This window comes from Rhodococcus sp. NPDC058521 (genome assembly GCF_042719695.1).
Lineage (GTDB): Bacteria > Actinomycetota > Actinomycetes > Mycobacteriales > Mycobacteriaceae > Rhodococcus_F.
In genome coordinates, this window is record NZ_JBHXNL010000005.1 from 313,325 (window position 1) to 336,013 (window position 22,689).

Annotated in this window: 17 protein-coding genes and 1 tRNA gene; 7 read left to right on the forward strand and 11 right to left on the reverse strand. The window is 64.3% G+C overall.

From position 1 onward, the window contains the following. Positions 1-38 precede the first annotated feature (38 nt). Entirely contained in the window at positions 39-1,424 is a 1,386-nt protein-coding gene (locus tag ACFWO3_RS11395; protein ID WP_378577297.1) for a cystathionine beta-synthase, read from the reverse strand. A gap of 134 nt (positions 1,425-1,558) precedes the next feature. On the opposite strand from ACFWO3_RS11395, the gene ACFWO3_RS11400 reads away from it, so the two are divergent. Both ACFWO3_RS11400 and ACFWO3_RS11405 read left to right on the forward strand, forming a co-directional pair. Further along, the gene (locus ACFWO3_RS11400) at positions 1,559-2,557 is read left to right on the forward strand and encodes an SGNH/GDSL hydrolase family protein (protein WP_378577299.1); all 999 of its coding nucleotides are present in this window, start codon (positions 1,559-1,561) and stop codon (positions 2,555-2,557) included. 69 nt (positions 2,558-2,626) lie between these two features. Continuing rightward, positions 2,627-3,844, forward strand: coding sequence for an acetyl-CoA C-acetyltransferase (locus ACFWO3_RS11405; protein ID WP_378577301.1), 1,218 nt, complete (start codon positions 2,627-2,629; stop codon positions 3,842-3,844). 112 nt (positions 3,845-3,956) lie between these two features. Here ACFWO3_RS11405 and ACFWO3_RS11410 read toward each other — a convergent pair whose 3' ends face one another. Together ACFWO3_RS11410 and ACFWO3_RS11415 are read right to left on the reverse strand one after the other, a co-directional pair. Then, positions 3,957-4,808 carry a Bax inhibitor-1/YccA family protein gene (locus ACFWO3_RS11410; RefSeq protein ID WP_378577303.1) on the reverse strand — a complete coding sequence of 284 codons (852 nt, stop codon included), beginning with the start codon at positions 4,806-4,808 and terminating at the stop codon, positions 3,957-3,959. 148 nt (positions 4,809-4,956) lie between these two features. Then, on the reverse strand, positions 4,957-6,093 hold the full coding sequence (locus ACFWO3_RS11415) for a methyltransferase (protein WP_378577305.1): 1,137 nt from the start codon (positions 6,091-6,093) through the stop codon (positions 4,957-4,959). A 96-nt stretch (positions 6,094-6,189) separates the two neighbouring features. Here ACFWO3_RS11415 and ACFWO3_RS11420 point away from each other — a divergent pair, with 96 nt between their 5' ends. Genes ACFWO3_RS11420 through ACFWO3_RS11430 form a run of 3 tightly spaced genes read left to right on the forward strand, consistent with a single transcriptional unit; the run spans position 6,190 to position 11,592 of the window. Continuing rightward, positions 6,190-9,633, forward strand: a complete 3,444-nt coding sequence (locus tag ACFWO3_RS11420) for a protein kinase (RefSeq protein WP_378577307.1) — start codon at positions 6,190-6,192, stop codon at positions 9,631-9,633. Between the two features lie 40 nt (positions 9,634-9,673). Continuing rightward, the gene (locus ACFWO3_RS11425; protein WP_378577309.1) at positions 9,674-10,120 is read left to right on the forward strand and encodes a Fur family transcriptional regulator; all 447 of its coding nucleotides are present in this window, start codon (positions 9,674-9,676) and stop codon (positions 10,118-10,120) included. Between the two features lie 14 nt (positions 10,121-10,134). Beyond that, positions 10,135-11,592, forward strand: a complete 1,458-nt coding sequence (locus ACFWO3_RS11430) for a catalase (RefSeq protein WP_378577311.1) — start codon at positions 10,135-10,137, stop codon at positions 11,590-11,592. 50 nt (positions 11,593-11,642) lie between these two features. Here the strand turns inward: ACFWO3_RS11430 and ACFWO3_RS11435 are convergent, their stop codons facing one another. From ACFWO3_RS11435 to ACFWO3_RS11455, 5 genes are all read right to left on the reverse strand, one after another. Next, entirely contained in the window at positions 11,643-12,275 is a 633-nt protein-coding gene (locus ACFWO3_RS11435) for a transglycosylase SLT domain-containing protein (RefSeq protein ID WP_378577313.1), read from the reverse strand. Between the two features lie 626 nt (positions 12,276-12,901). Then, positions 12,902-14,146 carry a Tat pathway signal protein gene (locus ACFWO3_RS11440; protein WP_378577315.1) on the reverse strand — a complete coding sequence of 415 codons (1,245 nt, stop codon included), beginning with the start codon at positions 14,144-14,146 and terminating at the stop codon, positions 12,902-12,904. After that, positions 14,143-15,459 (reverse strand): lipase family protein, encoded by a 1,317-nt coding sequence (locus ACFWO3_RS11445; protein WP_378577317.1) that lies wholly within the window; start codon positions 15,457-15,459, stop codon positions 14,143-14,145. Before ACFWO3_RS11445 ends, ACFWO3_RS11440 begins: the two co-directional genes overlap by 4 nt. Positions 15,460-15,551: 92 nt before the next feature. Next, a complete protein-coding gene (locus tag ACFWO3_RS11450) occupies positions 15,552-16,472 on the reverse strand; it encodes an alpha/beta hydrolase (RefSeq protein WP_378577319.1) in 921 nt (306 codons plus the stop codon). Positions 16,473-16,485: 13 nt separating this feature from the next. Next, positions 16,486-16,905 (reverse strand): hypothetical protein, encoded by a 420-nt coding sequence (locus tag ACFWO3_RS11455; RefSeq protein ID WP_378577321.1) that lies wholly within the window; start codon positions 16,903-16,905, stop codon positions 16,486-16,488. Positions 16,906-16,989: 84 nt separating this feature from the next. Here ACFWO3_RS11455 and ACFWO3_RS11460 point away from each other — a divergent pair. Beyond that, positions 16,990-17,063 (forward strand) — tRNA-Leu (locus ACFWO3_RS11460). 52 nt (positions 17,064-17,115) lie between these two features. Here the strand turns inward: ACFWO3_RS11460 and ACFWO3_RS11465 are convergent. Continuing rightward, complete coding sequence (locus ACFWO3_RS11465; RefSeq protein WP_378577323.1) at positions 17,116-18,558, reverse strand: PLP-dependent aminotransferase family protein; 1,443 nt, start codon at positions 18,556-18,558, stop codon at positions 17,116-17,118. A 104-nt stretch (positions 18,559-18,662) separates the two neighbouring features. Between ACFWO3_RS11465 and ACFWO3_RS11470 the strand changes: the two genes are divergently transcribed. After that, positions 18,663-19,922 carry a pyridoxal phosphate-dependent aminotransferase gene (locus tag ACFWO3_RS11470; RefSeq protein WP_378577325.1) on the forward strand — a complete coding sequence of 420 codons (1,260 nt, stop codon included), beginning with the start codon at positions 18,663-18,665 and terminating at the stop codon, positions 19,920-19,922. Between the two features lie 94 nt (positions 19,923-20,016). On the opposite strand, the gene ACFWO3_RS11475 is transcribed toward ACFWO3_RS11470, so the two are convergent. Both ACFWO3_RS11475 and ACFWO3_RS11480 read right to left on the reverse strand, forming a co-directional pair. Beyond that, positions 20,017-21,528 (reverse strand): FAD-dependent oxidoreductase, encoded by a 1,512-nt coding sequence (locus ACFWO3_RS11475; protein ID WP_378577327.1) that lies wholly within the window; start codon positions 21,526-21,528, stop codon positions 20,017-20,019. Positions 21,529-21,571: 43 nt separating this feature from the next. Next, a complete protein-coding gene (locus tag ACFWO3_RS11480; protein WP_378577329.1) occupies positions 21,572-22,474 on the reverse strand; it encodes a diiron oxygenase in 903 nt (300 codons plus the stop codon). Positions 22,475-22,689: the final 215 nt, after the last annotated feature.

Below are 22,689 nucleotides of genomic sequence, written 5' to 3' on the forward strand. Positions count from 1 at the left end.
TCCCCCAGTGCGAGGAGTGGCCCGTCGGCGTCGGAAGTCTATGCCCCGGCGCTGAGGAAGCCCAAAAGGTCGTGACGGGTGATGACACCCACAGGCTTGCCGTCGTCCACGACCATCAGCGCGTCCGAATCGCCGAGTGCCTTCGTTGCCGCCGACACCGGCTCCCCCGAACCGATCAGCGGGAACGGCTCGCTCATGTGCTTCTCGACCGAGTCCGCGAGGTGCGCCCGGCCCTCGAAGACGGCACTGAGCAGTTCGCGCTCGGTGACGCTGCCTGCGACCTCACCGGCCATGATGGGCGGCTCGGCGCCGACGACCGGCATCTGTGAAACGCCGTACTCACGCAGAATTTCGATGGCGTCGCGAAGCGTTTCCGACGGGTGCGTGTGCACGAGGTCGGGGAGTTCGCCGGACTTGCCGCGCAGCACGTCTCCGACCGTCTTCTCGTCCGGCTTACCGTCGAGTGGGGTGCGAAGGAACCCGTAGGACGACATCCACCTGTCGTTGAAGATCTTGGACAGGTAGCCGCGGCCGCCGTCGGGGAGCAGCACGACGACGAGCGCGTCGGGACCTTCACGCTTGGCGACCTCGAGTGCCGCGACGACGGCCATCCCGCAGGAACCGCCCACGAGAAGGCCTTCCTCGCGGGCGAGGCGGCGCGTCATCTCGAAGGAATCGGCGTCCGACACGGCGATGATCTCGTCCGGGATGGAGGGGTCGTAAGCAGAAGGCCAGAAGTCCTCGCCCACACCTTCCACCAGGTACGGGCGGCCGCTGCCACCCGAGTACACCGAACCCTCGGGGTCAGCGCCGACGACCTTGACCTTGCCGCCGGACACCTCCTTGAGGTACTTGCCGGTGCCGCTGATCGTTCCGCCGGTGCCGACACCCGCCACGAAGTGGGTGATCTTGCCGTCGGTGTCGGCCCAGATCTCGGGGCCGGTGGTTTCGTAATGACTCTGCGGACCGCCCGGGTTGGAGTATTGGTTGGGCTTCCAACCACCGGGCAGTTCACGCGCAAGCCGATCGGAGACGCTGTAGTAGCTGTCGGGGTGTTCCGGCGCCACCGCGGTCGGGCACACCACGACCTCCGCGCCGTAGGCCTTGAGAACGTTGCGCTTGTCCTCACTCACCTTGTCGGGGCACACGAACACGCACTTGTAGCCGCGCTTCTGTGCGACGAGCGCAAGCCCGATTCCGGTGTTGCCCGACGTGGGCTCGACGATGGTTCCGCCCGGCTTCAGTTCACCGGAAGCCTCCGCAGCGTCGACCATCTTCACTGCGATGCGGTCCTTCGAGCTACCACCCGGGTTCAGATATTCGATCTTGGCTGCAACGGTCCCGGCGTTCTCACCGATAACAGAAGTGAGCTTGACGAGAGGAGTGTTGCCGATGAGGTCAACGACATGTTCCGCGATGCGCATGGCTCCATGTTCCCAGATGCCGACCAGGACTGCTCACAGACACCCGGCAGGCGGTGCCCGGTCCGACTGGATTGGGGCTCACGCACACCGTGAAGAGACCGTGAAGAAGATCCGGTAGCGGAAAGGTGAGACCCGTGCCCAAGAGCACATGGCAACTCGGAGTGAAGGCGGGAACGGCGGCTGTGGTCGCCGGTTCGGGCGCCGGAACATTGTCCTGGGCTGCCTACAACTATCTTATGTCACAGGCGTCGGCCGCGCGTGTCGTCATCGGACGCAACATCGCGAAACCGCCCGAGGCCGACGGCGTGTACGCACCGGGCGGTGCACCACTCGAGCGCTGGTGGCGGAATGTGCCGTACGACCTTCACCTGATGATCTTCGGTGACTCCACAGCAGCGGGCGTCGGTTGTCTGTCTCCGGAGGAAGTACCCGGAGTGCAGATCGCCCGTCGCCTCGCAGACGAGACCGGTAGACGAATCCGCCTCAGCACCAAGGCAATCGGCGGAGCAACATCCCGCGGACTGCGTGGCCAGGTGGATGCGATGTTCATCGCGGGACCGCCACCGGATGCCGCGGTCGTTCTCGTGGGAGCCAACGACGTGACCGCCAAGAACTCGATTCGTGCGTCGGCGCACCGGTTGGGCGAGGCCGTCGAACGGTTACGACAGCACGACTGTGTCGTCGTGGTGGGCACCTGCCCGGATCTGGGTGTCGTGACGGCAATTCCTCAACCACTGCGCACGGTGGTGCGGACGTGGGGTCTGCGTCTGGCGCGGGCGCAGAAGTCGGCCGTGCTCGCAGCAGGTGGGCACCCGGTTGCTCTCGCCGACCTCCTCGCTCCCGAGTTCCTCGCCGCCCCGGACACAATGTTCTCGTCCGATAATTTCCACCCGTCCGCCGCCGGATACGAGCTGGCCGCCATCCAGATCGTGCCCGTGCTCGCCACGGCCCTCGGCATGTGGCACGGCGGTCCCCTGCCGGAACTGCCCGAGGTGTCGGAGGCGGCCGAGGCGAAGACCATGGGTTCGCGGGTGACCGCAGTGGTCGACCGACTGGTCCGACACCGAGAGGTTCACCCCGGCGACACCGCTCTGGAAGCAGTGGGGGTTCGCGTCGAATCTCCGGCAACGTAAGTTGTCGAGTGGAGACCACGCACCGGTGGTCTGCACAGCACAGACCAGCCGTAGAACTAAGGAGTATCCATGCCCGAGGCAGTAATCGTCTCAGCAGTGCGCTCGCCGATCGGCCGCGCCATGAAGGGGTCGCTCAAGGACATCCGTCCCGACGACCTGACCGCCCAGATGGTCGCTGCAGCTCTGGCCAAGGTTCCCGAGCTCGACCCCAAGGACATCGACGACCTGCTCCTCGGATGTGGCCAGCCTGCCGGCCAGTCCGGCTTCAACATCGCGCGCGTCGTCGCAGTCGAGCTCGGATACGACTTCCTGCCCGGCGTGACCGTGAACCGCTACTGTTCGTCGTCCCTCCAGACGACGCGTATGGCCATGCACGCCATCAGGGCCGGCGAAGGTGACGTGTTCATCTCGGCCGGTGTCGAATCCGTGTCCAGCTTCATCACCGGCAACGCCGACGGCCTGCCCAACACGAAGAACGCCAAGTTCGCCGACGCCGAGGCTCGCACCGCGAAGCTCGCCGAGGGCGGCGTCGCGTGGAACGACCCGCGTGAGGACGGCCTGCTCCCCGACGCGTACATCGCGATGGGGCAGACCGCGGAGAACGTCGCGTCGTTCACCGGCATCAGCCGTGAGGACCAGGACCACTGGGGCGTTCGCTCGCAGAACCGCGCCGAAGAGGCCATTGCTCGCGGCTTCTTCGAGAAGGAGATCACTCCGGTCACGTTGGCCGACGGCACCGTGGTCTCCACCGACGACGGCCCGCGTCCCGGCACCACCTACGAGAAGATCTCACAGCTCAACCCGGTCTTCCGTCCCGACGGAACCGTGACCGCCGGTAACGCCTGCCCGCTCAACGACGGTGCCGCCGCACTCGTCATCATGTCGGACACCAAGGCGAAGGAGCTGGGCCTGACCCCGCTCGCCCGCATCGTGTCGACCGGCGTTTCCGGCCTGTCCCCCGAGATCATGGGCCTCGGACCGATCCAGGCCGTCAAGAACGCCCTGAAGTTCGCCGGCAAGTCGATCTCGGACATCGACCTGTTCGAGATCAACGAGGCCTTCGCAGTGCAGGTACTCGGCTCGGCTCGCGAACTCGGCATCGAAGAGGACAAGCTCAACGTTTCCGGCGGCGCGATCGCCCTCGGCCACCCGTTCGGCATGACCGGTGCGCGCATCACCAACACCCTGCTGAACAACCTGCAGGAGCAGGACAAGACGTTCGGTGTGGAGACCATGTGCGTCGGCGGCGGCCAGGGCATGGCGATGGTGCTCGAGCGCCTCAGCTGATCCCTCCGTGAGGGGTTGACGAGTCCCTGGACTCATCAGCCACTCACTGGTGGCGGAGCCACGAGAAGGGCCCCGGGAGAGATTCTCCCGGGGCCCTTCTCATTCGGTACTACTAGTCGCTGTTGAAGTAGCTCAGCAGACGCAGGATCTCGATGTACAGCCACACCAGGGTGACCGTGAGTCCGAACGCGACGCCCCAGGCTGCCTTCTCCGGCGCCTGTGCGCGGATCAGCTTGTCGGCTGCGTCGAAGTCCAGCAGGAAGCTGAACGCGGCGATACCGATGCAGACGAGGCTGAAGATGATGGCGATCGGGCCACCGTCACGGAGACCGAATCCGCCGTCCATGAAGAAGCTGGCAACCAAGTTGCCGAGTGCGAGGACGACGACGCCGATGAGGGCGCCGATGATCATGCGCGTCAGACGCGGAGTGACTCGAATGGCACCGGTCTTGTAGACGACCAACATGCCGAAGAAGACGCCGAACGTGCCGAGCACGGCCTGACCGATCAGGGCGCTGCCACCCGCACCACCGAACTCGATGTTGGTGAACATGAACGACAGCGCACCGAGGAAGACACCCTCTGCCGCGGCGTACGCGAGAACGATCGCCGGGTTGTCCATCTTGCGGCCGAAAGTCGCGACGAGGACGAGAACCAGACCGATCAGACCGCCGCCGATGACGAACGGCGCCGCGAGAGCATTGTTGTTGGAGACGAAGAAGTAGGAGATCAGCGCCCCGACAGTGAGCACACCGAGAGTGACGCCGGTCTTGGTGACCACGTCGTCGATCGTCATGGGCCGTGAGTCCGGACCGGTCCGGTACGGTTCGGCCTGGGTGTACTGCGGTTGACCGAATTGCTGAGTGACCTGCGCGGCGCCCGCCGTCGCAGATCCGAACGAGGCGTATCCGCTGCCCTCTTGCTTGGGCAGGTTGCGGAACACCGGGTTACTGGTGGTGCGCACCGTGCACATCCCTTCTCATGGCTCGCCGGGGCGATCCGGGCGGTTGCTGATGTTCGTTCAACGTGTCGGACCGCCTCGGGAGTTCCCGACACGTCCGGACAATTCGGACTCTACCGGTGCGGCGGCCCTCGTTCCATACGAAGGCCGGTTACCGGCTCGGTGTTCGCGACACGGTGACGGTGAACTTCGCGTTCCGACCCACCGTCTCGGTGGGACCGATGAGTTCCTTCAGGAGACCCCGATATCCGAGGTGTGTGTTGTACACCGTCAGCATCTGTCCACCGGGTTTCAGCACCCTGCCCGCGGCCTCGAACATCTTGCGTGCAGCCCCCGTGTGCACGGCTGCCCCGAGGTGGAACGGTGGGTTGCAGACGACGACGTCCTGCGAGGAATCCGCCAGAGTCGACATGGCGTCGTCACGGAGGGTTCGCACTCGGTCGTCCACCCCGTTGGCGGCAGCGGTTGCCGCGGCCGACGCGACTGCGGCCGCCGACCGGTCCGTGGCGATCACCTGCAGATCAGGATTCGACCGAGCGAGTCGGACCGCCAGAATTCCGGTCCCGCAGCCCAGGTCGACCGCCGATCTGGCACCGCGATCGACCTTCCCGAGGTGTTCCAGCAGAAAACGGGTGCCGATGTCCAGCTTCGTTCCACCGAACACAGCCCCGTGAGCCACGACGTCCATCGGCGGGTGCTCGAGGGTCGCACGCAGTGGAAACGTGGGGACGACGTCGCGGTCCGGCCCGCGCACGGTCAGAACCCTGGACTTCTGTCGACCCCGTCCGGCCTGCACGCCCTCGAACGCCCTTCCGAGCACGTCGTTCATCGCGATGGTCATGTGTTTGCTGCGCCCGCCCGCGAAGACGACGACGTCGGGGGCAGCATCGCGGGCGATGGTCTCGGCGTACTCGGTCAACTCACCGAGGCTGCGCGGCAACTGCATCAGCACGACGCGTGCACCTTCGACCAACTCGGCACCGAGCGGCATGGACGTGAAACGGTCCGTGAGTCCGACCCGAGCAGCGTTGGCGGTCAATGCGTGCTCGCCGGTGATCGCGTCCTGGTGCACCCTGATCCCGGCAGTGCCGTGCGCGGTCGCAGCACCGAGCGTCAACGCGCCGTAATGGTCACCGATCACGACGACCGAATCCCGCGGCGCAACTGACAATGCCTCGTCGGCCTCGTCGAGAATCAGCCGGTCTGCCGCGTCCACCGCAAACAGGTTGGGTGCCTCGACGTCGGGATGACGACGAAGGGTCGCGAACAGGTCTTCGAGGCCGCACATGACGACAAGTGTCGCAGGCTGCGGTCCGTGCCGATGCGTCGGCGGCCGAAGCGGCGATATGCTGGTGGTTGGAGTTCTTCCAGAAGGTGATCGCCCATGTCCGATCCACTCGCGACCAGTCACAACCCCGTTGCCGATACGGCAGCCGATCTCGCGGCAGAGGGATTCGACGATGCCCACGAGGTGGGGCGCGGCGGTTTCGGTGTCGTCTACCGGTGCACTCAGACTGCGCTCGACCGCACTGTCGCCATCAAGATTCTGACTTCCGATCCGGGCGAAGAGAATCGGGAACGTTTCCTGCGCGAGCAGCGAGCGATGGGCAGGCTGTCCGGCCATCCGAACATCGTCGAAATCCTGCAGACCGGCGTGACGCGTTCGGGTCTGCCGTACATCGTGATGCCGTATCACTCGCATCAGTCTCTCGACCGCCGTGTGCGTTCACACGGACCGGTGCCGTGGCAGGAAACCCTGCGCATCGGTATCCGAATGGCAGGCGCACTCGAAACCGCGCACCACCTCGGCATGCTGCACCGCGACGTGAAACCCGCGAACATCTTGTTCACCGATTACGGCGAACCGCAATTGTGCGACTTCGGCATTGCCCGCGTTCAGGGCGGCTTCGAAACGCAGGTCGGCAATGTGGCGGGCTCGCCCGCTTTCACAGCACCGGAAGTGTTGCGAGGTCGGACTCCGACACGTGCGTCGGACGTGTACGGCCTCGGTGCCACACTGTTCGCAATCCTCACCGGTCATGCGGCTTTCGAGCGGCGCACCGGCGAAAGATTGGTCTCGCAGTTCCTGCGCATCACCACCGAGCCGATACCGGACCTTCGCGAGGACGGCGTCCCGGATTCTCTGTCGGCAGCGATCGAGAGGGCGATGGCCGAGAATCCATCGGATCGGTTTCCGACGGCAGCAGCCTTCGGTGAAGCACTCCGCGCAATACAACGGGACAGCGGACTGGAGATCGACTCGATTCCGATACCGCAGGACGGACCGCCGGAAGTCGCAGGCTCACAATCGTTCACGGTCACGGAATCCCCACACAGCAACAGACGGCCCGTCACCGGGACCACGACGCCACCGACCGCCGCAACGAAGTACCGCCCGCCCACACCCACTCATGCGCTCGTCCGGCGTTCACGCGCACTCGCCTTCCTTCGCGACGGTGGACGTCGACGTCTGGCGCTGATCCATGCACCTCCCGGGTTCGGCAAAACCACTCTCGCCGCGCAGTGGCGGGGTGAACTGATCGCAGAAGACGTACCCGTTGCCTGGCTCAACATCGACGCGGACGACGACAACGTCGTCTGGTTTCTCGCTCATCTCGTCGAGGCAATCCGCTTCGCAGCGCCAACCCTCGCCCACGAGCTCGGACAGATCCTCCAGGATCGCGGTGACGAAGCGCAGCGGTACGTTCTGACCTCCTTGATCGACGAAATCCACAGCAAACGAATACATCTCGTCGTGATGATCGACGACTGGCACAACGTTCGAGATCAGGCGACCATCGACGCAATGGGCTTCCTCCTGGAAAACAGCTGCCATCACCTTCAGATCCTGGTCACCAGTCGAACCAAGTCGGGTCTCCCTCTGTCGACCCTCTTGGTCCGCGACGAACTGGTGGAGATCGATTCCACCGCACTGCGTTTCGACTACGAGGAAGCGCGGACCTTCCTTCACGATTCGGCCGGCACCGAGTTGTCCGAGCAGGACCTGACCCTTCTCGAGAAGACCACCGACGGGTGGGTTGCCGCATTGCAATTGGCGAGTGTGTCGCTCCGCGGGGCGGAGGACCCTTCCTCGGTGATCGGCGGAATGACCGGACGCCATCACGCGATAGGTCAATACCTGGCGGAGAACGTCTTCGCCGGACTCGACGACGACCTTCTGGACTTCATGCTGTCACTCTCGGTTCCCGATCGAGTGTGCGCGAGTTTGGCATCCGCGCTCACCGGTGTCGAGCACCCACAAGCACTGCTGGAAGAACTCGAAGAACACGACCTGTTCTTGCACGCGGACGACGCGAGTCGCGAGTGGTTTCGCTTCGACACCGTGTTCGCCGAGTTTCTGCGCCGTCGCCTCGCACGTGATCGACCCGGCCGCATCGAAGAACTCCACCGCGCCGCCGCCCGATGGTTCGCGAAGCACCGGCTACACGGCGAGGCGATCGACAACGCGGTCGCAGCTCACGACGACGAGTTCGCTGCGAACCTCGTCGAAGCGCAGGGCACCTATCTACTCGAGCACTCTCGGATGACGACCCTGCTGGGCTTGGTGGCGAAACTCTCCCCCGCTGTCGTGGCGACTCGGCCACGCCTGCAGATGGCCCTCACCTGGGCGAACATCCTGTTGCAACATACGACTCCAGCGCGGGCGGCACTCAACACACTCGAAGGGGTCGTACGCCGAACACCCGAAGCCGACCTCGACGAACTGCGCGCCGAGGCCGACGTCGCGCGTGCCGTGATGGAAGTTGCCGCCGACCGTGTTTCGGGAGTGGACCTTCTGATCTTCGACGTTCTCGAGAACCCCGAGTCGGTCCGCCCCTGGGTGGTCTCTGCAGCGGCGAACGTCTCGAGCTTCGCGTCGGTCTATCGATTCGAATTCGCGCGAGCGCGTCGAATGCAGGACTGGGCGGTACCTTTCCACCAGCAGGCGCACGGATCGTTCGGGCTGGTCTACGGCCATTGCTTCGCGGGCATCGCCGCGACGGAACAACTCGATATCGCCGCTGCGGAAGATCATTTCCGCATCGCGCTGCAGGCTGCCGAGGACACGGCCGGGCCCAACTCTCATTCGGCCCGTCTCGCCGGCGCGATGCTGGGCGGCCTTCTGTACGAGCTGGGTGACATCGAGACGGCGGAAAAACTCCTCGACGCCGGATACGAACTGGGTCCCGAGGGTGGCGTGGTCGACTTCATGATCGCCCGCTTCGTAACGGCAGCGCGCGTGAAAGCGACGCGCGGTGACGTGGACGGAGCAGTATGCCGTCTCGACGCCGGACTCGCGGCGGCGGATGCCCTGGGATTGCCTCGACTGCGGGCGCGCATCGAGAACGAACGTGTGCGTTTCGATCTGCCGTACACACCCGAGCGCCGTCCTCGTCGCGGCGCCGACCACGCCGAAGCACGCGCAGATCCCGGAATCGTCGACGTCATCGAGCAGCTCGAGGAAGCCACAGAACTGCGCCGCCTGCTCCGCACGGACCCGACGGCCGCATCACGTCGAGCCGCCGAACGGGTCGGAGAGATCGACGAACATCGACGTCCCCTCGCTCACCTGCAGGCCAAGCGGCTCCTCGCCGCGTGCCAGGTGGCCGATCATCATGTCGACGACGCCAAGACGACGGTGGCCGAGGTCGCGGCCGTGTGCTCGCAGATCGGATTCACCCGCTATCTGATCGACGGTGGACCCGCGATCATGGAAGTTCTGGCGCTGTTGCACGCCGACGGATTGCGACACGAATGGTCACCCGAATGGCCTCACGTCCCCCTGTCCTACCTGGCAGAGACTCTGCAACTCGTCGAGCGAAGTTAGCCGACACTTCCTTGACCAATTCCAGAAAGCGTGGTGCAGTGTGACCGTGGACACACCACCGCAGATTGCCGCACTCCTCCGGGGCGCATCTCTGCGGGTCACAGGACCCCGCGTAGCTGTTCTGACCGAGGTGCAGAGCAGTCCACACGCCGACGCGGACACCATCGCCTCCGGCGTCCGAGATCGGATCGGTTCCGTTTCCACCCAGGCCGTCTACGACGTGCTCCGGGCACTCACCGCCGCGCGCCTCCTTCGTCGCATCGAACCCGCCGGCTCGCCGGCCAGGTACGAGGCGCGAGTGGGCGACAACCACCACCACCTCGTATGCCGAAGTTGCGGAGCAATTCGCGACGTCGACTGCGCGGTCGGCGAGGCCCCCTGCCTCGCGCCGAGTTCCACCCACGGCTTCGACATCGACGAGGCCGAGGTCGTCTTCTGGGGCCTCTGCCCCAATTGCCGCAACGAGACCCCCATCAACAGCCAGTAACGAAGGGACACACAGTGAGCGAGCAGAACCGCACGTCCACCGACAAACTCACCACGGCGGTAGGTGCGCCCGTACCCGACAACCAGAACGTGGTGACGGCCGGGCCGCGTGGGCCCCAACTTCTCCAGGACGTCTGGTTCCTCGAGAAGTTGGCCCACTTCGACCGCGAGGTCATTCCCGAGCGCCGCATGCACGCCAAGGGCTCCGGCGCATACGGCACCTTCACCGTCACCAACGACATCACCGAGTACACGAACGCCAAGATCTTCTCCGAGGTGGGCAAGAAGACCGAGCTATTTGCCCGGTTCTCGACTGTCGCAGGCGAACGCGGAGCGGCCGACGCGGAGCGCGACATTCGCGGCTTCGCCGTGAAGTTCTATACGGAGGAAGGCAACTGGGACCTCGTCGGAAACAACACCCCGGTGTTCTTCTTCCGCGACCCGCTCAAGTTCCCCGATCTCAACCACGCGGTCAAGCGCGATCCGCGCACCAACATGCGCAGTCCCAACAACAATTGGGACTTCTGGAGCTCGCTGCCCGAGTCTCTGCATCAGGTCACCATCGTCATGAGTGACCGCGGCATTCCCGCGTCCTACCGCCACATGCACGGATTCGGTTCGCACACCTTCAGTTTCATCAACGCGAAGGGTGAACGCTTTTGGGTGAAGTTCCATCACCGCGTCCAGCAGGGCATCAAGAACCTCACGGATGCGGAGGCCGAGACCGTTGTCGGCAAGGACCGCGAAAGCCATCAGGCCGACCTCTTCGACGCGATCGAGAAGGGCGACATCCCCAAGTGGAAGCTCTGCGTGCAGATCATGCCGGAGGCGGATGCCGAGAAGGTTCCGTACCACCCGTTCGACCTGACGAAGGTGTGGCCGAAGGGCGACTACCCGCTCATCGAGGTCGGCGAATGGGAACTGAACCGCAACCCCGACAACTACTTCGCCGAGGTCGAGCAGGCGGCGTTCAACCCCGCACACGTGGTGCCGGGCATCAGCTTCTCACCGGACAAGATGCTGCAAGGCCGACTCTTCTCGTACGGCGACGCGCAGCGGTACCGTTTGGGCGTCAACAACTTCCAGATTCCGGTCAACGCACCTCGCAGTTCGTCGAGCAACTTCCACCGCGATGGCGCGATGCGCGTGGACGGCAATCACGGCGGCACCCTGCACTACGAGCCCAACAGCTACGGAAAGTGGCAGGAGCAGCCGCAGTACCGCGATCCGACGCAAGCAGTCGGCAACTCGGCCGACCGTTTCAACTACCGCGAGGACGACGACTACTTCTCGCAGCCACGAGTGTTGTTCAACAACATGAGTGACGAACAGAAGCAGGCACTCTTCGACAACACGGCGCGCGCGATCAACGGCGCGTCCGAGGAAGTGGTGCAGCGGCACATCAAGAACTGCACCGATTGCGATCCTGCGTACGGCGACGGTGTCGCGAAAGCGATCGCTGCTCTCGGCTGACCCCTGTGCGCGGTTGACGAGTCTCTGGACTCGTCAACCGCGCACAGGAATCAGTAGGCGGAGCTGACGTTGTCCATCGAGCCGTAGCGGTGGGCCGCGTAGTTGCAGGCAGCGACGATGTTCGCGACCGGATCGTAGACGTCATCGGAGGTACCGGGCAGTTTGTATGCCTGGAAAGTCGGATCGATCACCTGAAGCAGGCCCTTGGACGGGATGCCGGCGGCGGCATTCGAGTCGTACAGGTTGATCGCCTGAGGGTTACCCGTCGACTCACGCATGATGTTGCGAAAAATACCGTCGTAGCTGGCGGGAACGCCGTGACCGCTGAGGATGTCCATCGCCTCGCGAATCCATCCGTCGAGGTTGTCCGCGTACACGGGCGCGGCCGGCGCCGGGGCAGGCTCGGGGGCCACCGGGACCTCGGGCTGCGGGAGCGGGGCGGGCGCAGCTTCGGGTGCCGGCGCCTGCTCGACGGCCTGCGCGACGGCGTCGCGAACGGACTGCTGATCGACGACGGCTGCCGCCTCTACGGCGGGGGGCGCTTCCTCGCTGTGGGCCATTCCTGCAGAAGTGACGGTGGCGACGGCAGCGATGGCCAGGCCGACGGCGCTGACGGCGAGACCGGCGGGACGTGCCGCACCGGAGCGACGGTTGGCGGTTCGGGGCAGGTTGAAGACTGGCATGTCGAGATGAATTCCTAAGCAGTGGGGGCCGAGACGGCCGGACAACAGGCAGCGTTGGTCCACGGCTGCGCCACAGGCGCGCACCGCTGTGCTGCTGGTGTTCGTTTGATTGTGAGAGAAGGGGACTTTCTCCCCTGTCGCCGTGATGCGACCCGGGCGACTGCTCGTTCGGCAACCGCGCTGTCAATTCCGCGTTGGCAATCGCATGGGTACCGGCGCTACCATCCACCGAGGGACACGCCTACCGGCACTACGCTCCTGTGGGACGCGTGCGAACCGACGCTAAGACACTGACCTCCACTGCTCCGCAGTGGTCCGGGGCGCTGCACATGCGGGACTGATCCGCATGGAGCAACAACTCCTCGTTCTCGTCAGACGTTCTGTCTGTGTGCGTTGACAGATAACAGAATCATCGCGAAAGGTTAACGGCAGGTTAACGACAGGCGTGCGATTCGGCTTTCGTAGCGTCGACAACACCCGTAGAGATCGCCGGAATAGCATCGCTAACTGCGGAAATGCCCACTCACCTCTCGCGTGATGGTCCTCACAGAATTTTTGTCAAGATACCGAGCGGTTTCGTGACCATTCCGCAATCCAAGGACATTTTCTGGCCCGGAGAGCGGCCCTCAGTAGTACTGGATCTGGGTCGTGGCGGCCATCGATCGGAGCATCTGAGGAAGGCGGACGAACGCTCGCTGCTCGAAGATCTGTTCATTCATCGGTGTGTTCAAGGCCGCCATCCACACGTCCGGCTGGTGGTCCTTCAGATGGCGGTACTTCGGAAGCATCTGCTCCGTGATGTAGGCCCATCGCGCGTCCCGCACCGACCAGTTGAAATCCGGCAGCGGCGTCTGGAAGTGCCATTGAGGGTCGGCCGTGGCCTCCCCCGTCACGCTGCCGGCCGTGAGGGTGAGCGGACTTGCCTCTCGCGGCGGGATCACTCCTGGAATGGCCGGATCAGCCGCGACCGTACTCAGATAGGTCAGTGCCCGCCCCACCGGATGGTTGTACCCACGCGCCGAGTCCCACTGAGCGCCGATCGCCTGATACTGCTCGCGGTACAGGAGGTCCTTGTTGCCCTCGAAGACCTTGTCCGGCTCACCGGTCGCGAGATCCGTCCACGCTCTATACGCGCGCGCGTCGAGCAGCCCTGCGGCGTTGTACTCGTCGATCGCCTCCATGCCGCCACCGAGGAACGCCTCGTGCTGCGGAATAAGGTCCATGTAGATATGCTTGCTCATCCCGATCACTCGCACCTGGAAATTCGCGATGTCCTGCTCGGTGATCACGGAGCCGACGTCCAGTACTGCCTTCACGTCCTCGGGCAGATGAGCGGTGGCGGGGGCGGCGGCCTCGTTGAGACGGCCGACGATCTCGACGATCACGTCGCGCATCTCTCGCACCCCCAACACGGCCCGGCCCAGGTCGACATCCATGATTCCGGCCGCAAAGGAGGGGCCAGCCATGCCACCCTGTCCGGTCCAGAGGAAGTCCGGGTGTTCGCGCTGCAGGGTTTGGTAATACGCGAACGTCTTCGCAAGGTTCTGCTCGTTGGCTGCAAGGCCCCTGCCCGGATCCCAGTTGTCGAGATCGAGTCCCGCTTTCGCCGAGGCGACCGCAAGCCAGTACTGCTGCAGCAGAGCCTTGTACCTCATCGGCGTAACACCTTGGGCGCGAGCTTGATTCAACAGATCATTCAGAAAGGCGGGGTCGGTGGAGAAGCCGGGATTCACTCCCCCATTGCCTTCTGCCATCACGTTCGACAGCGGCGCGTCCAGGTAGTCGTCCAAGAGCGTGTCGGACCGCGCCACCGCGGTCGGCACGAGGAACAACGATACGGCGGCGATGGCGGTAATCAGCTTGCGCATCATCGCGATGCCGCCTCGAACCGCTGCTCGAGCCACGGAATGTTCTGCATTCCGAGTAGCTCGGTGCCCATCCGGTATGGATCGGCGAGATCGGTTATGCCACAGGACTTGGCCGGCTCCACCGTCACCTCGGTGCCACCCGCCCGATAGGCCGCGATGAGCTTCTCGACGTCCGAGTACGGCACCAGGAAATCGTCCCGGCACGAGGCCATCAGAACCGGCGCATTCGGGGCGGACTGCCCCATGGTGTTCTCCTCGTATGCCCGTGCGAACGCCGGATTGTCGGACGGCCGACCGTTGACGAACAGGGCCGACAGCGGCACGAACGGGGTGAACAGGTAGTTGAGCTGGCACGTCTGGTTGTAGATGTCTGCCATGGTTCTACCCAACGGGGTGAGCTCACGATCGAGGTCGATCTCCGGGTATTTGGCCGCGAATCCGAGAGCGTTTGCGAACACGAAGCCGGCGCCGATTCCGCCGTCCGCCTTCTCCTCGAACGTCCTCGAATCGATGACCATCGATTCGAGGACCGTGCCGACGATGTTCAACTCCGGCGCGTAATCGGCAGCCTTCTCAGCTGCGAAACCCGCGGCCACACCGCCACCGGCGATTCCGAACAGTCCGATCGGGATCTCTGGTGCGAATTGCGCATCCGGAATTGCGATGGCCGCGCGCAGGCCGTCGAGCGTGGCCGCCCCGGAGAAACGGCCGATGGAGAAGCCGTTCGGTGCCGGATCGCCGTCGTTCGCGGTGTCGCTCATCATGACGGCCCAGCCCTTACCGAACATCTGCGCCACCGGCCCGAGTGCCGAGGTCAGGGACGGATCCGTCTGATTTCCGCCGGTCCACTGGTAGCTGGGCATGCAGTTGGGTCCGAGACTGTCGTTGGCCTCGGAGTAGCCGACCAGTTTGCGATCCTGTGGCGCTGTACCGTCCTCGGGGATCATCAACAGCCCGGTACTCACCGTCCGAGAACCGTCGAAATCAGTTGTCACATACATCATCTGATAACCGCGAACATTTCCCGGCTGCACACCCCACACCTGAATGGTCGCGGGACGGAACTTCAAAAGAGTCCCTGCGGGTGCATCGGTTGCGCCCGGCGGAACCTGATAGAAAGGATCGTCGGTCGGCAACATGGGAAGAAGATGCGACGGATCTGCCAGACGGCCATCCTCGAAGGTGCTGATGACGAACGGATTGAACACATCTCCCGGATGTACGGGCGCGGCACTCGCCGAACCCGCCATGGCGCCGACGGCCAATGCCGCTGCCGCGACAACCGCCCCCACTCGTAGTCTGAAATTCGACTTCACTGTTCGGCGTACTTTCGTCATGGCGCCGGTGACCCCGACAGGCGCTGAACTGTCCGAACACTGTCATTCCCATTTCGGATGAAAAGTACACCTCAGTCTTCGAGACGGACGACTGCCTGCTGATCCCACAGCTGGTCGTCGAGCAATTCCGGCGACCCGCCCACGAACGCGGCCGCGGCTTCGGGGTTTGCTCGCAGCGTGTGCTCGAACCAGGCGGTGATGTACCCACGGAACCCCTCACCGTCCGGCGCCCAATTGTGGCCAACGCCCACCAGTTGCCCCTTGGCCGAGGGGACCCGCAATGCGTCGAAGTAGGACGATTGCTCCGCTCCCGTCGAGACCGGATCGTCCGACCCGGTAGTCATGAAGGTCCGACTTTCCAGACGTGAGATGTCGAAATCGTGGCCAGGCCCGTTCACCCACCGTGGGTCGGGAAGGTTCATCAAAGCGGTCGAAGTGATACGTCCCGCCGAATGCAGAGTCGCGTTCACCGCACCTCCCGCACCTTGCGAATGCCCGAGAACACCGATGTGTTCGGTGTCGATGCGGTTGTGAAAAGGACTGGCGGGGTTGCTGTTCTGTTCGATCACCCAGTCCATCGCCTTCGACATTTCGACCCCGTCGCCGGTGCCGTCACTGTTGGCAACCGTCACCACGTACCCCCATGAAGCGAGGTGACGGAGGAACGGCTCGTATTTCTTCGAAGTCGCGCAACTGCCATTGCCGAAGGTGATCACCGGGTGCGCCGCGGCACTGTCGCCCAATTCTGCCGGAGAGAACACTTCCATCGCCACGTCGGGGTCGGGCTTGTCCGCCTCCTCCGAAATGCCTCCGAATTGGCACGACGACGGCGGAGGAGTGCCGGGAACGACTGTCTTCTCCACTTCGGCAGTACCGGGAGCAGCGAAGCGGTCCGACACGGAAGCCGGCTGCGCGTGAGAAATGCCCGATGGCACGAGCAGGGACGCGAGAGCGCACACGGTCACGGCGAGGAGTCTGGACGAACTCGGCATGCCGGTCACGATGTCACGTCCCCGACCCTGCCGCGAGCCGATTCACTCGACGCAGAAGAAGGAGACCGACGCCGACGAAGCTCTGCCCGACGAGGAGCACGAAAGGAAGCGTGATCAATTCCCATCCCGTGGATGCGAAGCCGAACGCCCACACGAAGACGGCCACGATCCCCGCCCACGTGACGATCTGTCCGAACACCGCGCACAGAAGCGGTGCGCTCCGACGACGTTCCGGCGCCCGCAATCCGAACACACCTATCACCGCGGCAACCAGACTCACCGGAATCGCGACGAGGGTGGGCATCACGACGAACATCTCGAAGCCGCTGGCCACGTCGACATGCCCCTGAACCACGATGGGCGGCACGATGTACACACAGATCACCAGGGTGCAGAGCACCGAGATCGCCGAGCACACCTTGAATGCGTTCATCCCACCCCTCCTGTTGTCACACGTGTGGACTGTAGCCGGGCGGCGGCTCTACCCGACCCGGGACATCGCTAAAGTGTGGGCGCAGCCCCTATAGCCCAATTGGCAGAGGCAGCGGACTTAAAATCCGCACAGTGTCGGTTCGAGTCCGACTGGGGGCACCCATTTAGCGCAGATAGATCGCTCACAGTGTTGTCGAAGCTGCTCGCACCGCTACCCCGGCATCTCTCCTCGTCGGAAGTCTGCGCTCGCCAGCACCTCACGTAGCGATGTGGCGAACTCCCCAGCGTTACGTGTATCGAGTCGCGAATAGTTCAGCACCAGACCCGACACGGTATGGACGGTGGACTGACTGCTCAGTGACCGAGTGCGCCAACCTGCCTTGCCGAGAGCACGAACGACTGCCTCGTCCTCGTATCCGGGCAGTAGCACGCACAGGTGCAACCCTGCCTCCACCCCTGTGACGGCGAGGCCGAGGCACTCTCGATTCAGTGCAGAGACCAACCGCTCCCGGCGATCGCTGTACACGCGGGCAGCGCGTGCCAGGTGGCGGTCCATCGCCCCCGAGCGTATGTACTCGCCCAACGCGTCGGCGGGTAGCGACGACGGGCCTCGTCGATGCACGGCAAGCCACTGCTCGACAGGTCGGCGCAATGCGACAGGAGGCACGCACCATGCAACGCGCAGGTCCGGGGACAGCGACTTGGACGATGTTCCGATGTACGCCACGTGCTCGGCGGCACCAGGCAGGGTCACGAGCGCGGGCAGCGGAGCCACGCCGTAACGGAACTCGCCGTCGTAATCGTCCTCGATCACCAAAGACCCCGTCTGTCGGGCCCATTCGACCAGTGCCACTCGACGGTCGACACTCACTCGGTAGCCGAGCGGGTACTGGTGCGCAGGCGTGGTGAACACGACACCGGGTTCGTCCCCGAGGTTCGCGGTGTCGAGTCCGTCGGGGTCGACGGGATGGAATCGAACATCGAGTCCCTGCTCGCGTGCCATGAGCAGCGCTCCACGGTAGCCCGGATCCTCCATGTGGAACGCGATTGGCCGCCCGACCTGCTGTGCGGCGGCAAACGCGGCACACAACGCTGCGATGGCCGAACGAGAGCTGTCGAAGAGTACGGGACCCCCGTCGGCGATTCCCCGGTGCCGCCGAAGGTGCCCCGACAGCTCCGACCGCAACCGTGGGCTCGGCTCCTCCCAGGGGTTCAACCCGGCCATGCCTTCCCCTGCCGCCGTTCGGACCGCCCTGCGCCACGCACGTCCGTCCACCAGCGTTGCGTCCGGGATTCCGGGACGAAGGTCGCGCAGTGATCGCCCCTGGCGCCTTTCGAAGTTGGCTGCGGGCGCCGTGCCGTCGCGTCCACGGGTCCGCGCTCCCGCCCGCGCCGCCAGCGCCGCACCCTCGCTCACTCGCGTACCCGAACCGTGTTCGGAGACCACGAAGCCGGCGGCGGCGAGTTCGTCGAACGCGCGAACCACCGTGCCCCGCGAGACCCCGGTCTGCTGGGCGAGTGCACGACTCGACGGAAGCCGGTCGCCATCGAAGAGGACACCATCGGCGATTCGGTCGACTATCGAACCCACCAGGTCCGCGGCTCCTGATACCTCGGCGAGAACCAGTGATCCTGGACGAGCTGTGCGGGCCATGGCGCAAGCGTAGGCGTTGCACGCACACGCACCGCATAAGTGGTCCCACGCAATTGACGAAAGTGGGCCTTCCAACCCCTCCACTTCGACGCTGGAATGGCAACATGAAGATGTTCCGACAGTCCGACCGTCTCCGAAACGTGCGTTACGACGTCCGCGGCCCCATACTCACCGAGGCCATGCGCCTCGAGCGCGAAGGTCACGACGTGCTCCGCCTCAACCTGGGAAACATGCGCCCGTTCGGGCTCGAGGCGCGGCCCGAGATCGTAGACGCCGTCGCTGCCAATCTCGGCTCCGCCCAGGCGTACTCCGATTCGCGCGGGGTCCACCTCGCCAGAGAGGCTGTGGCCGACCACTACCGGCGGTGCGACATTGGCCAAGTGTCCGCTGACGACATATTCCTGGGCAACGGGGTCAGCGAGCTCATCACCCTCACTCTCCAGGCACTTGTCAACCCCGGCGACGAGATCTTGGTGCCCGCGCCCGACTACCCCACGTGGACCGGCGCAGTGAATCTCACCGGCGGCGTGCCGGTGCACTACCTGGCCGACGAATCGCACGGTTGGAACCCGTCGGTGGCAGACATCGAATCCAAGGTGACTCCGAGGACCACCGCGCTCGTGATGATCAACCCGAACAACCCCACCGGCGCTGTCTACAGCGAGGAGACAGTCCGCGGTATCGCCGACATCGCACGCCGTCACGGACTGATCCTGCTCAGCGATGAGATCTATGAAGAGCTGGTGTTCGGTGATGCCCGACACCACCACGCCGCTAGAGCTGCCGGTGACGACGTCCTGTGCCTGACCTTCGGCGGCCTCTCGAAGGCCTACCGCGTGTGCGGCTACCGTGCCGGCTGGGTTGTCGCCACAGGGCCTTTACATCGTGCGAGCGATCTCCTCGAAGGACTCACCCTGCTGTCCAACATGCGCGTATGCCCCAACGTCGCCGGTCAACACGCGATACCTCTCGCCCTTTACGCGGGCACACCCGGCTCTCCCCTGCCTGCCGACATCGTGGATCCCGGCGGACTGCTGGAGAAGCAACTCGCACTGACATCGGATGCACTCAACGCCATACCCGGCGTGAGCTGTGTGCCGCCCCGCGGTGCGCTCTATTGCTTTCCCCGGATCGACAGGGAGATCTTCGGCATCGACAACGACGAAGAGTTCGTCCTCGACCTCTTGCGCTCCGAGCACATCTTGGTCACCCACGGCACCGGCTTCAACTGGCCCGAGCCGGACCACTTCCGCATCGTGTGTCTGCCCGAAACCACGGTGCTCGAACGGGCAGTAGCGTCGATCGGCGGCTATCTCGAGCGTCGACGGAGCCTGAACGGTCGAGAGTTGCTCGGCCGAGTTTAATCTTCGCTCAGATTGTTTCGGTCCGCACAATACGACCGGAACGTGCCAGGCACCCGGCGGACGGGACCAATAGTGCGCCGCACACGCCTTAGAACTACGAGAGCCCCCGGGACGGCGCCTGAAGCGGCAGCCATGCCCCGACACGATTGAAGGGGGTGCGTCGCCGAGTGGCAGGTTGGCGTGTTCGTCCGGCCATGTCCTGGATCAAAGCATCCACGGTTTCTTCGGCGTCCATCTTGTTGTGCCCGATTCCACCGGTGGCCCCACGCTTGGCCCACCCCACGACGTAGGCGCCCTCGAGCGGTATGCCTTCGGTGTCTGTGACCCTGCCCGCTGCATTGCGGATCGAAGAGGTCGCCTGATCGAACGGCAGACCGAGCGTCGGAGACCCCTGGTAGCCGATTGCGAGCAGGACGAGTTCTGTTCGAATCCTCCGCTTTTCGTCTCCGGAGCCGATGTCGATGGACTCGACACGGTCGACCCCTCCGACAGCTGCCGGCGCCCGCCCGAAGCTGAACACGATGCGGCGGCCGGATGGGAGGTCGCCGACCTCGACGGCGTCCAATCCGCTCAACGCCGACGCGGCCGACGAATCCGGCAGGTCCGCAATCCGCGCCGACACGTCGACTGGACCGGACACCACCACAGGGATGTTCGTTCGATCGACGAGTGCCTGACACTCCGACCGTGTGAATGCTGCGTGCGCGGGGCCTCGCCGGGCCACGAGGACGACCTCCTTGACGGAGCTTCGACGCAAAACCGCGAGCGCATGTGGCGCAATATCGGTGCCCTCGAGGTCCGCAGGGTCGGCGGTGAGAATCCGGGCAGCATCCAGAGCGACGTTGCCATTTCCCACGAGAACGACGCGCTCGACGCCTTCGAAGTCGAATGCATCGGCAGGAACGTCCGGGTGACCCGTGTACCAGCCCACGAGCTTGCGCGCGCTCGTGGATCCGGGTAGGTCGATGCCAGGAATGTCCAGGCGGCGATCTCGCTCGGCACCCACCGCGTACACCACGGCGTCGAAGCGCTCGGAGAGTTCACGGTGCTCGACGTCCGATCCGACCTCGACTCCCAACTTCATCGTGACGCGCGGATTGGTGAACACGGTGCGAAAGTGCTCGCCGATGCGGCGCGTACCCATGTGGTCCGGTGCGACGCCGAATCTGGCCAGGCCGCCGGCAGTCGGCAAACGGTCGTAGAACGTGATGCGGGCGCGCGGGAATCGCAGTAGCGCCTGCGCCGCGTAACACGCGGCAGGACCGGTTCCGACGATCGCGACCTCGACCTCCGACAGCTCGTTGATCGTGGGGAGTGGGAATCGCGGTACGTCCCACTCGGACTCGACCGGCTTGTCGGCGAAGTAGTCGGCATTGATGTCGGCGAAAACCGCTTGATCGGGTCCCAAACGGGACACCCGGGTGATCGCGTCCACGGGGCACGCGTCCGCGCACGCTCCACAGTCGATGCAGTTTCGCGGGTCGATGTACAACGATTCCGTCTTACCGAAATCCGGTTCGTCCGGCGTCGGGTGAATGCAGTTGACCGGGCACACCGACAGACACGAGGCGTCGTTGCAACAGTTCTGTGTGATCGCGAAGGCCACTTCGGGTCTCCCTTTACTTGTGATGTCGTGGGGTGGGCCCGCGTCAAAGCATGTGCAGTCTGCGGTAGATGACGGCCGCAGGCTTGGTGATCATGCCGACGTCCTGCAGGAACGCCATCAGGTGTTCACTGCTGGTCCGCATCATCGTGTGGTGGTGGGCGTTGTTCTTCGCTTCCCGAACCGCGCGCTCGGTGTCGAGACCCGCTGCCGCATACACCTTCTTGTTGACCATGTTAGACACGATGAGGCGCGCCGCGATGGCAACGACCAGCGCGCTCGCCTTGCGCCGGGCCACGCTCTTGCCGGCAATACGTTCCCGCATCTGCTGACGTGCGAACGTCATGTGGCGGGACTCCTCGACCACGTGAATCTTGCTGGTGGTGCGCACTAGCGGGAGCACGTTCTCACCGCGCATCCAATCGCGCTGCATCACATCGAGAACCTCTTCGGCGACCAGAATGCCGCCGTATGCGGTCTCGGCACCGGCGATGGCCTTGAACGCCCGGCCGAGTTCGATGCTCGTACGCCGGGGAAGGTAGGACTCGATGCCCATCGTGTCGCAGGCTCGCGCGAACATGATCGAGTGTCGGCACTCGTCGGCGATCTCCGTGAGGGCGAACCTGAAATCGGAAGACGAGACGTCCGTGCAGTACTGATCACGCAGCACCATCTGTTGCAGGATCATCTCGAACCAGATGCCGGTGCTCATGATCGAGGCAACCTCGTGGCGGGTGAGCGTAACCCGCTGCTCCGAGGTCATCTCGTCCCACAGCTTGGTTCCGTAGAGCGTGCTCCACTCCGGATTGAGACCGAAGTGCTCGGGATCGAGTTTCGCCTCCCAATCCACCTCGTCGGATGGGTCGTACGACAACTGCTCTGCGGAATCGAGCAATCGGGCAGATACGTCCTCAGCCTCGGTAACGCTCGAAGCAAATGTGCTGGTCATGAGCCGCACTCCCCTTCAGGGACGACAAGGTGAACCTCTTACTGTGATTCACAGTATCAGACACCGGTGTACACAGGTAGGGGATTTGTCCAACCAGATCTCGACCCTCCCCCGACCAATGTCACTGTGAGTCTGGGGTGGTCCGGTTGATACTGGATAGGTTCGGTGCGGTGGGGTCTGACTCTCAATGTCACTGACGTCGTGAGACTGTCCTG

Bases quoted from the DNA above. Each gene is read 5' to 3' on its own strand.
- ACFWO3_RS11440 (WP_378577315.1), bottom strand. From the start codon at position 14,146: ATGATGCGCAAGCTGATTACCGCCATCGCCGCCGTATCGTTGTTCCTC.
- ACFWO3_RS11450 (WP_378577319.1), bottom strand. From the start codon at position 16,472: ATGCCGAGTTCGTCCAGACTCCTCGCCGTGACCGTGTGCGCTCTCGCG.
- ACFWO3_RS11480 (WP_378577329.1), bottom strand. From the start codon at position 22,474: ATGACCAGCACATTTGCTTCGAGCGTTACCGAGGCTGAGGACGTATCT.
- ACFWO3_RS11415 (WP_378577305.1), bottom strand. From the start codon at position 6,093: ATGTGCGGCCTCGAAGACCTGTTCGCGACCCTTCGTCGTCATCCCGAC.
- ACFWO3_RS11455 (WP_378577321.1), bottom strand. From the start codon at position 16,905: ATGAACGCATTCAAGGTGTGCTCGGCGATCTCGGTGCTCTGCACCCTG.
- ACFWO3_RS11470 (WP_378577325.1), top strand. From the start codon at position 18,663: ATGAAGATGTTCCGACAGTCCGACCGTCTCCGAAACGTGCGTTACGAC.
- ACFWO3_RS11395 (WP_378577297.1), bottom strand. From the start codon at position 1,424: ATGCGCATCGCGGAACATGTCGTTGACCTCATCGGCAACACTCCTCTC.
- ACFWO3_RS11405 (WP_378577301.1), top strand. From the start codon at position 2,627: ATGCCCGAGGCAGTAATCGTCTCAGCAGTGCGCTCGCCGATCGGCCGC.
- ACFWO3_RS11420 (WP_378577307.1), top strand. From the start codon at position 6,190: ATGTCCGATCCACTCGCGACCAGTCACAACCCCGTTGCCGATACGGCA.
- ACFWO3_RS11465 (WP_378577323.1), bottom strand. From the start codon at position 18,558: ATGGCCCGCACAGCTCGTCCAGGATCACTGGTTCTCGCCGAGGTATCA.
- ACFWO3_RS11435 (WP_378577313.1), bottom strand. From the start codon at position 12,275: ATGCCAGTCTTCAACCTGCCCCGAACCGCCAACCGTCGCTCCGGTGCG.